This window comes from Verrucomicrobiota bacterium (assembly GCA_021294815.2).
Classification (GTDB): domain Bacteria; phylum Verrucomicrobiota; class Verrucomicrobiia; order Opitutales; family LL51; genus LL51.
The window spans coordinates 616243-631958 of sequence record CP095464.1; the positions used below are offsets into that span (position 1 = coordinate 616243).

A 15716-nucleotide genomic window follows, 5' to 3' on the forward strand; every position below is an offset into this window, starting at 1 on the left:
CCTGCGGCATGAGCAGTGTAGTTAAATGGGGGTTAATTTTGTTACTTTTATCTATTTCAGGTGGGTGTAGTTCCGAAAAAAATTCTTCGTCGCGTCTTCCGTGGGCTGTCCCAGCGAACTGGGAACTGCGCCGCAATATTACAGCCGATGTAAATGTCCAAAAGGTCTACAGACCGGCCGACTTCAACAAAACCAAGACAGGGAAGAAATTTTAAGCGCTGTCGCAGGGGTGATAGGGAAGTTGGATGGCTGCAGACTCTTTAGTTTTATGCATTGCTAACGAAGCGGTCAGTTTGTGTCATGTTGCGCATCACAAGGGATGTTGTCGTCTACAAGAGGTTCAAGTTACGAAATATGACACGAAGCAGGAGCTTTCGGTGGCATTGGGAAATTTTTCTCCAAAAAAATTAAAAAAAGTCCGCGTCATTGTCGTTGCACTGCCTTGGGTGCGTTGCTTGCCGCTTGAGGTATTTTTTGCACGCGAGGAACATTTTTGGCAGAGCGCAGTTTTTGAATTAAAACAGACTCTGGGCGAGGATTTCTCGGCTTTTGAGATTGAGTTGTATCGCACCGATGGCCGTGTCAATGCCTTTCTATTCGAAAAGAAGAAACTCATTTTACTACGTGGAATCCTGGCGCAATTTGGGATTAAAAAAGCAAAATTTATTTCCTCTACTGCGGCGTTTCTCAACGAAATTCCGCACACTGAATCTCGCATATGTTGGAGTTCATTTATTGCAGATGAAATCGAGGCAACATGTTTAGAACCGATTGAACCGTTGTTGCCAGCAATTTTTACGGCAGTGGCGTCGCATCGAAATACGGCAACATATCGTTCGATAAACGTTCAGGCAACATCGCGTGGTTTTAAGCGATTTTTTCGACAAAAGGAATGTGTTGTCGGTGTGCTGTGCTTAATGGTGGGTTTATTATTTTGTGTCCAGCATTTGGGAGGTGTCGAGCGGGAATGGGATGAGCGAAAGCAAGAGCTCGTAGTTCATCGAGATCAGCTATCGAAACTCGCGCAGCAAATCGACCAGGCACAGCAAAGACTTCTGCAGAAACAGGATCTCTTGGGTGATGTTGTTGTTTATGATCAACAAAATCACGCCTGGAATGTGTTTTTTAGCCAATTGCAAACCATTTTGTTTCAAACCGGAGATGTATTTTTAACCGATTTTCAGTGGCGGGTTGCGATATCGCCTCAAGATGCGCCAACGAAGAACTCCTCAAAAAAGAGGCAACTCCGTGAGAAACCAGCCGTTAACGACAGTCTACTTGAAAAAGTTCCAGCCTCGATCGAGCTTGCGGGGGCGATATTTATCGAGAATTCCCAGGATTCCGGACATTGGAATGCGCCCATGAATCAGATGTTCGACGCGTTAAGGAAAATTGCCGAAGTCGATGACATTTGCGAAATTAAAGTAAACGCGCCTACGATGGGAAAAATCACATTTCGTTGCCGGCTGCGATTAAAGCCAGATGCGGAACTTCTTGCGATATGAACCGATGCGTATCCAAGTATTGGAAATATGGGAGCTGGTTGGGAATTTTACTGTTCAACCTCGTGCTCGTTAGTCAAGTCGTACAGCGATCGATACAAATTTCCCAGAACCGTGAGCATTGCGCGGTGTTGACCTCGGAAATCCAACAATTGCGGCAACGACAGCCGCCGCCGACAGTGGAAAATTACCATCAGCTCCAACAAGAATTAGCACAGTGTGATCAAAAGTATGCCACAATTACGAGTAAAGTGCGAAAAATCGATTTGCCATTTCTGCCGCAATCGGAGGCGCCCAACGAAGTCGATTTCTATTTTCTGGTGATGGCTTACCGCCGATTCTTGGCGGAATGTGCCCAGAAGATGAGAGTTCTTATCCCCCAAAATTGTGCGTTTGGGTTTGAAGCGCACGCTACCAAAGAGGTTGTGCCACCCAAGGAAACTTTAGCGAAATTTACCGAGCAATGCGCAATCGCGGCTAGAGTGTTGGTCTTGCTGTTTGGCGCTAACGATTACGGGATGGAGTTTCAAAAAATAACGCGTGAAACGTTAGCGGCAGAGGAAAACGAATCCAAAACACCAAAAGAAAAGAAGCAATTCCCGCGTTCCGAAAAGGTGAAGTCGTATCGTTTTACGCTCGAGTTTTCCAGTTATACACGCGCCTTGCGGACATTTTTGAATCGTGTCTTGGAGTTTGGATTACCGGTGATTTGGCGCGAGATTACGATCCATGTGAATCCGACGGCGCATCCAGAGGCTGCCACTTCCGCGGATCCGGTAAGCGTAAAGCTGGTATTTGATTGGATTTTTCCGCGTCCTTACATCACAGAGTCTCAGGATTTAAATTGTACAGAGCTAAAGGCAGTACCTGAAGAAAGAGGAGAATTCTGGAGTGATCCTCCTCAGGCCCCCCGAGGTGAGGCATGGACATTTGACCTTTTTACTCCGCCAACGATTGTACTTAAAAATGACCATTATCAGGCGACATTGCCGTGGCTACCGCAACCTAAACCGGAAACAAGAGTTGTGTTTGCATGTACCGCTTTGGAGCGTCTATTGTATCCAATTCAGCTTTTGGGTTACATAATTCCGCCCCCGGATGCATCTGGAGTATCGCGACCCCATTTCTTTTTAAAAAACGTGGAGACGCAGGAGAGTTTTCAGGCGACGTTAGGAGATACAGTAACGGCACATTCGCTTGAATTAGTGGATTTTAACGAGCGTGGCCCCGAAAATTGCCAGCAACTGAATCTTCTGGATCACGAGCTTTCACGCGAAGAAATTTTAACGCCGGAGACGAAATATGACACACAACGAGTCAAAGTAAACTTAGAGTACAGGGAAGAATTGATAGAACCCGATGCAGACGCCCTAGAATCGGAAACGAAAACAGTTTCACTGACGCATATCGGCGAAAATTTTAAGATCGGTGACCGCCAGTACACGCTGACTTCCGTTGATGATGCGGTAAAACGTGTTACTTTAGAATGTGATGGGGAAATGATCGAGGTCGCACTAGAGAGTTAAAGTCGTTTTTAGTCAACCATAAACTTGATTTTTTCTTGACAAATCCCCCGAAATTTAGCTAATATAATTGGGTTTGACAGGTTTAGGGGCGATCATGGAGACAGAGCACAGCATCTCACGCAATTTTATGGAGCCTTCCTACGCGTATTTGATTGAGAAAAAGCGCGATGGCGAGGAGTTTACGGATGAAGAAATCCGGTTTATTACAAGTTCGATTCTCGATAAGACGATCCCTGATCACCAACTAGCGGCACTCGCGATGGCAATTTATTTTCAAGGGATGACGCCTCAGGAAATCGCGGTCTTGACCGAGGAAATGATGTTAACGGGAGAGGTTTTCGAGTTGCCGCGTATTACCCGTCCCAAGCTCGACCGTTACGCAACGGGGGGTGTTGGTGATAAATCAGGGCTTGTTTTAATTCCCCTTGCAGCGGCTTGTGGTATTGCGGTTCCATCGATGATCGGCGAAGAGGAGGGTTTTGTGATTAGCGATCTCGATAAACTACGGTCGATTCCGGGATTTCAAGCAGAAATTCCCAACGACCAGTTCATGAAACAGCTCCAGCAGGTCGGTTGTGCAATCATCGAACAACGCCCTGAAATTACGCCCATTAACAACATTCTCTACAAAATGCGAAAAGAGACCGGGACCGTTCCGAGTATCCCGCTTCTCACGAGTGGATTGCTGAGTAAGAAGTTTTCAGAAGGTGCCGATGGACTCGTCGTCGATGTCAAATGGGGGAATGGAGCCTATGTGCGCGATGTCGAGAGTGCAAAGCAGCTTGGGCGTATGGTGACGCGGGTCGCAAAGTCGATGAACCGTAAATGTGTGGCGTTGGTGACCGATATGAACCAGCCTTTGGGAAGTTGCGTCGGAACGGGACTTGAGATGCAAGAGGTACTGCGTCTCCTGCGTGGCGAAAGTGATCCTGATCTCGACGAACTCATTTTACGCCTCGGGATGGAAATGGTCCGTCTTGCCGGTGTTGCCGGGTCCACCTTATCGGCGAAACAAATGGTCCGGAAACATTTAACGGATGGCGTCGCACTGGCTAAGTTGCGGCAGATGGTCGAAGCCCAGGGCGGCGACGGCAGCTATATTGACGACCCCGAAAAGTTCCCGAAAGCAAAGTACGTTAAAAAATTGCCGGCCTCTAAGCGGGGTTATGTTCATACGATCAACGCCGGAATGTTGGCCCATGGCGTCAAGATTCTCGCCCAACGACGTGACGGCAGTATCGACCATGCGGTTGGTGTTTCTGAAATTAAAAAGATCGGCTACCAGGTGAAGCAAGGAGAAGCGCTGATGATGATTCATTATAATGATGAGATTAATCTCGAGTCGGCCTTAGAATTTTTACGTTCGTCGTACCGCTTGGCGCCGAAACGCCCAGTGCAGAATGATCTGATTGTGGAGCGTGTCGCATGAGGACGTTGTTTGATCCGCAAAAACTACTCATCATCGCTGGTCCATGTGCGCTCGAATCGCGCGAACTGGCATTTGAAGTTGCGCACTACCTCTTGGAGATTCAAAAGGTTTGCCCGGAAGTTGAAATTATTTTCAAAACTTCATGCGATAAGGCGAACCGTTCATCGGTCCATTCGCAGCGGGGAATTGGGTTTGATCAGGGGTTACCCATCTTGTGTGAACTCAAAGAGGCGACAGGATTACCGATTATATGTGATGTCCATCTTCCTGAACATACAATGCGTGTCGCAGAAGTTTGCGATGTTTTGCAAATTCCCGCGTTTCTCTGTCGACAGACTGATCTCTTGAGAGTAGCTGCGGAAACCGGGCGTGTGATCGCTGTTAAGAAAGGGCAATTTTTATCACCGGAGGAGATGCGTTTCGTCTTTGAAAAACTCAAGATCTTTGGTGCTACGGAAATTTGGCCTATGGAGCGTGGGGCAACCTTCGGCTATCACAATCTCGTCGTGGATATGCGTAGTTTCCCTATTATGCGGCAGTTTTCGCCTGTTGCGATCTTTGATGCGACCCATAGCGTGCAGATTCCGGGAACAAGTGCAGGTGTAACGATGGGGCATCGTGAGTTCGTCGAGAATTTGGCTTATGCGGCGCTCAGTGCGGGTGCGAATGGACTCTTTTTTGAAGTCCATACCGATCCGGATCATGCAATTTGCGATGCTGCGAACCAGTTGGATGTCCATAACTTTCTCGACGTTATCCGCAATTGTGTCCGCTTCTGGCTGCTTCGCCGTACGATCGAGAACGCGTAAAATTTTTACGATCTCACTTGACGTCACTGTTTGTGGCGCTAGGAGCACTTTTTAGGGGATAGTCATGAGAAAAATCGCGAAGAAAGTTTGGTGCCAGTGGAATCATTTGAGCTTGATTGTCCGGACAATCATCGGGTTAATTTCGGGAATGATCGCCGCTTTACTATTTCCAGGTGCATTTTGGATGGGCATTTTCGGCGAACTCTTTGTTCAGGTATTAAAAGCGATTTCACCAATTCTGGTTCTCGTTTTAGTCACAAGCTCGCTGGCCAATGCGAGTGGCGGTGTAGGTCGACGTTTTACAAATGTGCTGGTCCTGTATATGCTAACGACGCTGCTGGCATCGATGATCGCGGTCGGGGCGAGTTTTCTGTTTCCCATTACTCTAGAGCTCAGCGATACGGCAAATGTAACGGCACCTCGTGGAATCGGTGGGGTCTTTGAATCGCTGATTTTAAGTGTTGTCGCGAATCCGATCGATTCGTTACTTCATGCCAATTATATCGGTATTTTGACATGGGCCGTAATCTTTGGATTGGTGCTCAAACAAGTTGCATCGGATGTGACTAAGAGTGTAATTCGCGATCTTTCGAGTGCGGTCTCGGGAGCTGTCGCATGGATTATTAATCTTGCGCCGCTCGGAATTATGGGGCTTATTTTTACCGCTATTTCGAAGAACGGTCTGGGTGTTTTTTCGACCTACGGCTATTTACTAAGCGTTCTCGTCGGATGTATGCTTTTTATTGGACTTGTGGCAAATCCGTTGGTGGTAGGCATTTGCCTACGACGTAATCCTTATCCATTAGTTTGGCGATGTTTGCGCGAAAGCGGTCTTACTGCATTCTTTACGCGGAGTTCTGCGGCCAATATCCCGATTAATATGGCGATTTGCGAAGAGCTCAATCTCGATCGCAATATGTATGCGATTTCGATTCCACTTGGTGCAACGGTGAACATGTGTGGTGCGGCGGTTGTGATTACGATCATGACGCTTGCGGCCGCGCATACGCTGGGGATTGCCGTTGATCTATGGTCTTCCTTTTTATTGAGTCTTATAGCATCGGTAGCGGCATGTGGTGTTTCCGGGATTGCGGGCGGCTCGCTTTTACTGGTTCCCGTTGCCTGTTCGGCGCTGGGAATACCGAACGATATCGCAATGCAGGTTGTAGGCGTTGGTTTTGTCTTGGGGATTATTCAAGATTCCGTAGAGACCGCGATTAATTCCTCCTCCGATGTCTTATTAACCGCAACGGCTGAGTTTATGGAGTGGCGTAAGGAAGGGCGTGAAATTCGGTTTTAAAGTTTTTATTGACAAGCGCGTGCGAGGTATTTTCTTTCCAAACTGATGAAGGTAGCGTCGTCATTGAAATCGCTGAAGGGGCGTCATCCGGATTGCAAAGTAGTGCGACGGAAGGGGCGGGTCTACGTCATTTGTAAAACGAATCCGCGTTTTAAGGCGCGCCAGGGGTAAGCGTTATGAAGAAGGACATTCATCCGGCATTTCATCCAGTGTGTTTTGTAGACGTTTCGACGAAGAAGCGCTTCTTAACGATTTCGACTTTATGTTCAAAGCAGAAGGAAATTATCGAAGGGGTTGAGTACGACATCATTTATCGTGATGTGACTTCGGATTCACATCCTGCCTACACGGGAGAGAAGCGTTTTGTCGATACGGCGGGGCGCATTGAGAAGTTCCGTTCGAAGTTCAAACGGGTGCGCAAGTAATTTGTTTTTTTTGTTTTCATAGGTAGAGGAAAGCCGGCGAAATGCCGGCTTTCTTTTGTTTTCAAATATCAGAACGCTCTACTGATCGAGTGCGGCAATTCCTGGGAGTATTTTGCCCTCGAGAAATTCCAAGCTCGCACCACCGCCGGTGCTAATAAAGGTCACATCACGACTATGACCACTCTGCTTAATCGCAGTCACGGAATCGCCGCCACCGATAATAGATACGGCATCCGATTTCGCAATCGCTTCGGCAATTGCGAATGTCCCTTGAGCGCTTTCTTTAATTTCAAAAATGCCGAGCGGGCCGTTCCAAAGAATGGTTTTAGAATCGGCAATAACCTTGGCGAAACGCGCAATACTTTGAGGGCCGATATCGATCCCTGTTTGGCCTTCTGGGATATCGAGACCAACTGTCTGTAAGTTTCCAACCGTATGGTGTTCGAAATCGATATGATCGGTCACCACAGAATCGACGGGTAAGAGCAATTCGACGCCCTTCGTTTTTGCCTTCTCAATCGCTGCTCGAGCGACTTCGATTTTATCGGGTTCCACAAGGCTACTACCAACCGTATGGCCTTCCGCTAAGAGAAAAGTGTACGCCATTGCGCCACCGATGATCATATGGTCGGCCTTTTCTAAAAGTGAGTCAATGACGGAAATTTTATCACTCACTTTCGCGCCACCTAAAATGACTGTAAATGGCCGCTCGGGATTTGTGACTTTATTTCCAAGAAATTGAAGTTCGTGCGCAATAAGGTTGCCCGCAACGCACGGAGAGAGGAATTTTGTAATGCCTTCAGTTGAGGCATGCGCGCGATGTGCTGTCCCAAAGGCATCGTTAACATAAGCATCTGCACACTTCGCTAATTCTTGGGCAAATGTTGGATCGTTGCCTGTTTCCTCTTTGTGAAAGCGTAAGTTTTCGAGCAACATCACAGCGCCATTTTGAAGATTTTGAGCAGCTTCTGCGACCTCAGCCCCGATACAATCCTCTAGAAATAAAACCGGTTGGTTGAGCTTTTCGGCAAGCATTTTGGCAACAGGCGCTAAAGAATATTTGGCATTCTTTTCCCCTTTTGGACGACCAAGATGTGATGCTAGGATGACCTTAGCACCTTGCTGAATCAGCGCTTGAATAGTTGGCAACGCCGCAACAATTCGCGTGTCATCTACAACTTGCTGATGTTCATTGAGCGGTACGTTAAAATCAACGCGTACAAAAACGCGCTTCCCCGATAGATCAACGTCATGAATCGTTTTCACGCGTCAATTCTAATAAAAAATTGTTTCTTGGGCAAGAATTTAACGGTTTTGCGCGGCTTCTCTTTCTTGCCAAATGGGACGGGCTTTTTGCTCAATCTCCGTGGCTATTTCTTCACCGCATTGCTCGCGTAGTAGGGCGAGTAATGCGTCGTACTTTTGAAGTTCGGCATGGTAAATGGCCAGTTTAATGCCATCCTCGAAAACAAGTTCTAACGCAAATTGCAGGCGAGCAACAGGATCCTTCCCGTTCGGATCCTGCAAAAGAATATTTCGGAGCGCATTAAAATCTGCAACAGGATCTTGGGAAGAACGAAGTTGTTTGAGTGCCGAGTTGTTTAAAATTCTGCGAGCGGCATGAAGACCGAGCAGCGATTTTAGAAAATCAAAATCTTGTTGAAATTCTGGTGAGGTTGGAGCATTTCGGTAAAGCAGGCTTTTGGCTTCCGTCACGCGTCCCGGAAAAGAAATTGCACGTACAGCGGCCTCAGCGGCAATTTCGTGGCCGAAAACGCTATTCATGCGATCCAATTTTTCATGGAATTCCGGCGATCGAAAGCCCTCATTGGTAGAAATTAAGCTGTGAGTGTAGTGCACGGCGATAATGCCAGGCAGTGTATTCCACAAAATGTTATGGCCGAATAACTTCTGGATTTTTCGTAACTTTCGACGAAATTCGCGAAACGTTTTTCCTTCAATGAGATCGCCATCCTGATCGATAATCTCTTGGGTATAAATTGCTAAAGCATCTTCTGCTGCCGAAATACCATTACTGGTGCTGTAGGCGACATTTTTCTCCTGAATGGATTTGAAACTAAATTCGTTACCAGTAAGCTGTGGGTTCCGAAGGGTTTCCAGAAAATAGCGCTGTAAAACATGCCACATGACGAATTTATCGAGACGCATCAAGTGCCAGTTGGGGATCGAACGTTCGGCATGTAGACAGGCATTGTGGAGCTCATCAGACTCAGGACCATATTGCCGGCATACCTCGAGGAGATAACTCGTCCAGGTGCCTTCGCTGGTATTTCCATCCAGGCTATCGGGAAATGAATCTATCGCGACAAGCGGCGGCAGCTCGACCTCTGGAGGGGTTCCAGCGTGAACAGCGGAAACAGAAAAGAGTCCAATAGATAACGACAAAACAAGCTTTGAATAACCAACCATACCCGCCTGTTACTCCTGATAAACACTTTGTGTAAGTCAAGCGGAATTGTACGCGACAAAGTTTTAGGGGGCATCCGAGAAAAAGTTTGATTGACATTGGATTTTTGCTACACACTGGGCGTAGTTGATTGAATATGAGTGGACGCAAGAACCATCGGTCAAAATTTTTCCATAAGCCAATGCGTGACCCCTCTCAAAGTATAGCGGAAGCCCGAAGGGAAGGGGATAGTTTTCAAGATTCTCCAGGTGCATCTTCCGATACTGAGCGGTTGGAACGCGAACCTGTTCGTGCTGATACACAAGCCACGGATGAGGATATCAGTGTGCCTAAAGATATCTTGGGCGATGTCGCGATTGTTTCGGACCTTTCAAAGGAATTGCAGCAGTTGCAAGAACGACTAGTCCATACCCAAGCGGATTTTGATAATTATCGTAAGCGTGTTACGCGGGAGCAAGAACAGCTCCAGCGTCAGGCCGCAAGTGGCGTGATCGAAGCGCTCTTGCCAATTTTAGATAATTTTGAACTCGGACTTAATTCCGTCCAGGCCGAAGCGGGAGTTTTATCGGGATTCCAGATGATTTTTACCCAGTTACAGTCGCTGTTAAAGGCGCGCGGAGTCGCTATTTTGGCTCCGAAAAATGAGCCCTTTAACCCGCAACAAGAGGAGGCTGTCGCTTACGTGAACCATGACGATGTTCCGGAGGAGTACGTTGTCGAAACCGTAAGGAAGGGGTATTGTTTGCACGATCGTCTGTTGCGTCCAGCGTCTGTTGTCGTGTCGAAGGGAAGGGCATCATAAATGGCCAAAGAGGACTATTATAGTTTGCTCGGGGTTTCTAAAAGCGCTTCGGCGGAGGAGATTAAAAAGGCCTATCGGAAGATGGCCGTTAAATATCACCCCGATAAAAATCCCGGAGATAAGTCCGCTGAGGAAAAGTTTAAGCAGGTATCGGAGGCGTATGATGTTCTGCGTGATGATCAAAAACGTGCCGCTTATGATCGTTATGGCCACGATGCATTCGATTCCCGGGCTAATGCTGGAAGTGGTTTTGCGCGTGGAGGTCAGACAGGCGGCGTAAATCCGTTTGATATTTTTCGCGAGGCCTTTGGAGGCGACGGTGGAATTTTTGGTGATCTCTTTGGTGGCGGCGGTAGTCGCAATCGTTCCGGACAGCAAGATGGTGCCGATTTGCGTTATGATCTTGAAATCACACTGAAGGAGGCTTTTACGGGAGTCGAAAAGACCCTTAAATATAACCGCCATGTGACGTGTAAAAACTGTAACGGAACGGGAGCCGAGAAGGGTTCGCAGGCCGTAACCTGTCCGACGTGTCACGGTTCGGGGGTGTTGACGATGTCGCAAGGATTCTTTTCGATGCGACAGACGTGTCCTGACTGCCACGGAACGGGTATGAAAATTACGCATCCTTGTCGTGTTTGTGAGGCGACAGGGCGTGTCGTCGAGTCGACAAAGACGAAAATCAAGATTGCGCCGGGAATGGGTAGTGGTGTCAAATTACGTCTTCCGGGATTCGGCGAAGCCGGCGTCCGTGGAGGTACTAACGGTGACCTGTTTGTTGTCGTCTATGTCAAGGAAGATCGGCAGTTTGATCGCGACGGCGATAACCTCCACTGCCATTTATCGATTCCGTTCACGCTCGCAGCACTAGGTGGGGAGGTCAATATCAAAACCATCGATACAGAGGCCATTTTGCGCATTCCTCCCGGAACACAACCGAATGCAATTCTGCGTATGCGAGGTTATGGGATGCCAGATTTCCGGACAGGGAAACGCGGTGATCAGATGGTCCATATCGCGATCGAAGTCCCTAAAAAATTGACAGCAGATCAACGGACGAAACTTGAGGCATTTGCGCTTTCTCTTGGCGAAGGCGAAAAGTCGTGGTTTTCAAAAATCCGCGACTCGTTCAAATAAGGCTTCTCAGTCAGTCTGTCGCGAGGCGATTGTGTTTTCCGCTTCTTGCTTTAGTGGCCCAATGGCGTCGAGTAACTCTTCGAGGCTGGGGTTCACCTTGATGTTGTGTTCGCAGACCTCTTGGGCGTGTTTGAGGAGACGTAATGCACGCTTCGGACGGTCGTCACTAAGATAGTGCTGTGCCGCTGAAACCAGGAGCGCTGGGTTATCCGGAAAAATGTTGACGATGAAATCAAAGATCTCGAGTCCCGCGTCGATATTTAGGGCAGAAAGCGTCTCGGCAAGACGAAGATAGGTGTAGGGGACAGCGGCTCCTCCCGGAGACAATAACGTTAAAAATTGAAACATTGCAACTGCTTGCGGTAACTGTTCCTGGACGACTTGCTTTTCGGCATAATCGCTCAAAATGCGTACATCATCCTCGCTGGCAGAAGCAAAGACATCCTGCATATTACCACCCGTCTTACTCCGCTCGTACAGTCGTCCGAGAACCGCTGCACACTCGGGATCAAACGTAAACAAATCGAGCGCATTTCGGTAGATTTCGATGACAGCAGGAGTGCTCTTGACAGAAGCGCCCAGTGCCATCGGTACGCCGCCTTGCGACAAAACCTCCTGCATCATCTTTTCAATCCTATCACAAAACAAACCAATTTCCCCAGCATCACCCATGGTGCAAAATATAGTAAATGAACGGTTAAAGGGAAGCCTTTATTTAAGATTCGATCTGGAATAGGTTTTTGAGTTGATCTCGTGTTGCTTCCGGTAGCGCGGACAGATCGCCGGTTTCGACGACTTTGGGATGTTGAGTACCTCTATTTACAGGGGATTTGCCCGATGATGATGGATGAGGCTCTGGGGCTTCATGAGTTTCATGTGAGGGCTCGGATGATGTTATTTTTCCGCAGCAAGAGAGAGAGGCCTCTTCTAAATCTTGGACTTTTTTGAGATCGGCAATGACCTGGTCGATGGAGCGTAGCGCAAGGGCCTCGATCGCCTCAAAAAGTGCGAGTTGAAACATGACATCCGGTGTGTTGCTCTCCATAGCACGCTCGCGCGCCCGCATAACGATCGCTAAAAATTTCAGAGTTTTGGCGACTTCGTGCGCATCGTTGTTTTGAGATAATCGACGGCGAAGCGCCCTGGCGAGATCCGATAGGAGATTGAAGAAATTGCAGCGTTCACAGGCCTGAGTGATGGCGGGGATTTGTGCACAATCCCCCTGGTCGACGCAGTGTAAAATCGTCTCGATCTGATCCATCGGTGCGAGCCCGTAAGCCTCGACAACATCCTGTTCGGTAATGGCATTGTGGCCAAAGGAAGTGAGTTGATCGAGTATCGACTGGGCGTCTCGCATCCCGCCTTCTGCGAGCTGGGCAATCCGGTGTAGCGCGAGCGGTTCCGCATTAATTCCCTCTGTCTGTGCGATCTGTGTTAGGCGATCGACGATGACATTTTCCGCAATCGGCTTGAATTCGAAGCGCTGGCAACGCGATACGATAGTCGAGGGTACCTTGTAGGCTTCCGTGGTTGCAAAAATAAATTTGACGTGTTCCGGTGGTTCTTCGAGGGTTTTGAGTAAGGCGTTAAAGGCGGCCTGTGAGAGCATGTGAACTTCATCAATAATGTAGATCTTGAAGAGACAGGAGATCGGTGCGTATTGGCATTCTTCGCGGAGGCTGCGGATTTGTTCGACAGAGTTATTTGAGGCGCCGTCGATTTCGATCACATCGAGACAGCTCCCGGCGAAAATTTCCTGGCAAGGTTCACACTCGGGATCGGCATCAATATTGGGCTCATCTGGGGCATTAAGCGCCATCGCTAAAAGTCGTGCTGTGGACGTCTTTCCGGTACCCCGAGGGCCGATAAATAAAAACGCGTGCGCGATCCGGTGAAGCTGAATCGCATTTCGTAGTGTCTGGACGATGGGTTCTTGGCCCACGAGCTCACTGAACCGGCGAGGACGCCACCGGCGCGCCATCACCTGGTACGAGTCGGACATAAACCGAAATGTACCAATTGCAGTGCGCCGATTCAAGTTTTTATTTGCTCTCGAGACTGTGATAGATTGTGGGTTGCATTGCCGTAAAGAGTTGCTATGGTTTTCAGTCGTCGAGGAAGATGTCGTGGCGTCGGAAAGTCTTAAAACTAGCGGTATGCCTGGGGATGAGTTGCTCGAGTGTCGGCGCAGATCGCTTTACGCAGTCGCTCGAGGAAGCCCGCATTAAGCTCGCTGAAAAAGAACCACGCGAGGCCATTCGTCTGTTGGAGCGCTGTGTCCGTTTGCGTGGAAAGAATGCGGAGATTTCCGAGCTTCTTGCCCAGGCCTGTGTAGCCGATGAGGATCTAGAGCTTGCGGCATTTTATTTCGAAGAAGCGGCAAGTACGGATGAGTTGAAGTACTACTGCTATCTTCGAGCAGCGGAATTATACCAGCAGCTTTCGGAACCGACGCAGGCGCTCCAGTGCTATGAGGAGTATTTAAAGATTTGGCCCAATGACCGTACGGCAGCGCTAGGGTATGCGAATCTAAAGTCACAAGCAGGAGATCGGCAGCGCGCTTTGGAGATTTTTGTCGCGCATGCAGATCATGATGTTGATGTCTGCTTAAAAGTCGCAGATTTGTTTCAGTCTTTTGGTAATTTAACACAAGCGCGTATCGGATATAACGCCGTCTTAGAGATCAATCCCAATCACCGCGAAGCGCTTCATCAGTTGTGGCATTTGTACGTCCAGTCAAAAAATTATGCGGCGTTAGTACCTGTTGCGCAACGTTTACGCGATCTCGGTGAGTCAGAATACCAGGGCGTTCCGCTTGATCTATTTCTGTCGGTTTCAAAGGGTTATGAACAGGCATTTGATGCGCTTTTAGGCCCCGATATGGCTTTTTTATCAGGACCGATACGGATAACGCTACCTTCTTGGGTTTGGCGTCCTATTGCGATTACGACAATGCCCTCAAAACTCTTGAGTAAAAAGGAACGCCTCAAAGGACTCGAAGAAAAGGTCGTTGATGCAAAATCTAAGGGCGATTACGAGGAGGCGATCGCGAACCTCTGGCAAATCCTCGGTATGAACGGTAAAAACGTTGATGCGTGGATCGAGCTAACGGAATGCCTCGAGCATATCAATAAATACGATATTGCGGAGATGACCATCCAGGAGGCGATGAAGTCTCAGCCGTCGGTCGAACTCTATAGGGCCTATTTGGGGATCATTTTGCGTACGCACGGGTCGGCGGAGTATGTCCGGATTTTGCGAGATATTAAGCACAAGTTCCCTAAAGACGCGGATCTTCGGTTAATGTGGGCCAAAGCGCGCGAGATGTATTTGGGTGACGCCACTGGAGCACGCCGCTCGTACGAAAAGTTCCTAAAGCTAGCGCCACCGGATCATCCCGAGACTGATCTCGTCCGTCGCCGGTTGGCCACTTATCAACATTTGTAGGGATATGGAGCGTGAGGAATCGAAGGAGCGGCGTTGGAAGCGGATTCGGATTGTTAAAAAACTATTAAAACTCGTTCCGCGACGGGATAATATCCACCGTTATCCAATTTTAAAGTATTTTGCCAATGCTGCGCGGCAGAGAACATATCTGTGGTCGTTCCGGGTAACGGAGGCAGTTCCGGCGCTCTACGCGGGGTGGATTCTAACATTGATGCCGGTGATGTCGGTTCAAGTGATCATTGCCTGTGTTTTAGCGTTTCTCTTTCGGGCGAACATCATGATTTTAGTGGCGCTCCAATTCATATCAACGCCATTTACGGTCCCATTTTTGTGGTACATCGCATATCGCGTTGGGGCATTTTTTGTAACAACCTTCGGTACCGATCGGCTCCAGACGCTGCGGCAATCGTACGATCTCGAGTGGTTCAAGCAAATGCTCGATATGCTGTTACATGGCCAGGAGGGAATGAAGGCGTTTTGGTCAGTTTATGGACAACAGTTCATTCGTGTATTTTTTACGACGACCCTTGGCGGAATTATTTTAGGCATCATTTTAGGTCATCTGAGTGCGGCGCTATACAAGTATCTTGCGCGGTATTACAGTCAACCGCCTGTTCCAAAAATATAACTGTTTTAGAGGTTCGTCGAAATAGGGTTCTATGTCTCTTTATACGGTTTTTATTAGAAGCAACAGGCTTTTGCGGACGTGTCGCTAATTGTATAAACATATATTAAGATCTAAAGAAGCAGTTCCTGTGGCCATGAATGCATTGCGAAAGAAAAGGCATAAAAGATTTGACCACGAGGCGGTGTGCGCTAGGTATTGGCGGAGCGGGGGATTAGCTCAGCTGGTTAGAGCACTTGCTTCACACGCAAGGGGTCGGTGGTTCGAGTCCACTATCTCCCACCAG

16 protein-coding genes and 1 tRNA gene are annotated in these 15716 nt (G+C 48.3%); 13 read left to right on the forward strand and 4 right to left on the reverse strand.

Features of this window, described 5'->3' with window-relative positions; translation table 11 throughout:
- The first annotated feature begins 8 nt into the window (after window positions 1-8).
- From LW808_002900 to LW808_002935, 8 genes are all read left to right on the forward strand, one after another.
- Window positions 9-215 carry a hypothetical protein gene (locus LW808_002900; GenBank protein ID UPA28228.1) on the forward strand — a complete coding sequence of 69 codons (207 nt, stop codon included), beginning with the start codon at window positions 9-11 and terminating at the stop codon, window positions 213-215.
- A 30-nt stretch (window positions 216-245) separates the two neighbouring features.
- The gene (locus tag LW808_002905; protein UPA28229.1) at window positions 246-1505 is read left to right on the forward strand and encodes a hypothetical protein; all 1260 of its coding nucleotides are present in this window, start codon (window positions 246-248) and stop codon (window positions 1503-1505) included.
- On the forward strand, window positions 1502-3028 hold the full coding sequence (locus tag LW808_002910) for an Amuc_1100 family pilus-like protein (GenBank protein ID UPA28230.1): 1527 nt from the start codon (window positions 1502-1504) through the stop codon (window positions 3026-3028). Before LW808_002905 ends, LW808_002910 begins: the two co-directional genes overlap by 4 nt.
- Before the next feature lie 67 nt (window positions 3029-3095).
- Complete coding sequence (locus tag LW808_002915; GenBank protein ID UPA28231.1) at window positions 3096-4457, forward strand: thymidine phosphorylase; 1362 nt, start codon at window positions 3096-3098, stop codon at window positions 4455-4457.
- Window positions 4454-5266: a 3-deoxy-8-phosphooctulonate synthase gene (gene kdsA, locus LW808_002920; protein UPA28232.1), complete on the forward strand. Its 813-nt coding sequence runs from the start codon at window positions 4454-4456 to the stop codon at window positions 5264-5266. Before LW808_002915 ends, kdsA begins: the two co-directional genes overlap by 4 nt.
- A gap of 64 nt (window positions 5267-5330) precedes the next feature.
- The gene (gene sstT, locus LW808_002925) at window positions 5331-6566 is read left to right on the forward strand and encodes a serine/threonine transporter SstT (GenBank protein UPA28233.1); all 1236 of its coding nucleotides are present in this window, start codon (window positions 5331-5333) and stop codon (window positions 6564-6566) included.
- A gap of 45 nt (window positions 6567-6611) precedes the next feature.
- A complete protein-coding gene (gene ykgO / locus LW808_002930; protein ID UPA28234.1) occupies window positions 6612-6737 on the forward strand; it encodes a type B 50S ribosomal protein L36 in 126 nt (41 codons plus the stop codon).
- Window positions 6738-6742: 5 nt separating this feature from the next.
- On the forward strand, window positions 6743-6991 hold the full coding sequence (locus LW808_002935) for a type B 50S ribosomal protein L31 (GenBank protein ID UPA28235.1): 249 nt from the start codon (window positions 6743-6745) through the stop codon (window positions 6989-6991).
- Window positions 6992-7069: 78 nt separating this feature from the next.
- Here the strand turns inward: LW808_002935 and LW808_002940 are convergent, their stop codons facing one another.
- Together LW808_002940 and LW808_002945 are read right to left on the reverse strand one after the other, a co-directional pair.
- Window positions 7070-8257, reverse strand: coding sequence for a phosphoglycerate kinase (locus tag LW808_002940; protein ID UPA28236.1), 1188 nt, complete (start codon window positions 8255-8257; stop codon window positions 7070-7072).
- Between the two features lie 39 nt (window positions 8258-8296).
- On the reverse strand, window positions 8297-9421 hold the full coding sequence (locus LW808_002945; GenBank protein ID UPA28237.1) for a hypothetical protein: 1125 nt from the start codon (window positions 9419-9421) through the stop codon (window positions 8297-8299).
- A 134-nt stretch (window positions 9422-9555) separates the two neighbouring features.
- On the opposite strand from LW808_002945, the gene LW808_002950 reads away from it, so the two are divergent.
- Entirely contained in the window at window positions 9556-10221 is a 666-nt protein-coding gene (locus LW808_002950; GenBank protein UPA28238.1) for a nucleotide exchange factor GrpE, read from the forward strand.
- The gene (gene dnaJ, locus LW808_002955; protein UPA28239.1) at window positions 10222-11358 is read left to right on the forward strand and encodes a molecular chaperone DnaJ; all 1137 of its coding nucleotides are present in this window, start codon (window positions 10222-10224) and stop codon (window positions 11356-11358) included.
- Window positions 11359-11364: 6 nt separating this feature from the next.
- On the opposite strand, the gene LW808_002960 is transcribed toward dnaJ, so the two are convergent.
- Both LW808_002960 and dnaX read right to left on the reverse strand, forming a co-directional pair.
- Entirely contained in the window at window positions 11365-11982 is a 618-nt protein-coding gene (locus LW808_002960; protein ID UPA28240.1) for a hypothetical protein, read from the reverse strand.
- Between the two features lie 91 nt (window positions 11983-12073).
- Window positions 12074-13360 carry a DNA polymerase III subunit gamma/tau gene (gene dnaX / locus LW808_002965; GenBank protein UPA28241.1) on the reverse strand — a complete coding sequence of 429 codons (1287 nt, stop codon included), beginning with the start codon at window positions 13358-13360 and terminating at the stop codon, window positions 12074-12076.
- A gap of 119 nt (window positions 13361-13479) precedes the next feature.
- Between dnaX and LW808_002970 the strand changes: the two genes are divergently transcribed.
- From LW808_002970 to LW808_002980, 3 genes are all read left to right on the forward strand, one after another.
- Window positions 13480-14805: a tetratricopeptide repeat protein gene (locus LW808_002970; protein ID UPA28242.1), complete on the forward strand. Its 1326-nt coding sequence runs from the start codon at window positions 13480-13482 to the stop codon at window positions 14803-14805.
- 4 nt (window positions 14806-14809) lie between these two features.
- Window positions 14810-15433 carry a DUF2062 domain-containing protein gene (locus LW808_002975; GenBank protein UPA28243.1) on the forward strand — a complete coding sequence of 208 codons (624 nt, stop codon included), beginning with the start codon at window positions 14810-14812 and terminating at the stop codon, window positions 15431-15433.
- Between the two features lie 205 nt (window positions 15434-15638).
- Window positions 15639-15715, forward strand: a tRNA-Val gene (locus tag LW808_002980).
- Window position 15716: the final 1 nt, after the last annotated feature.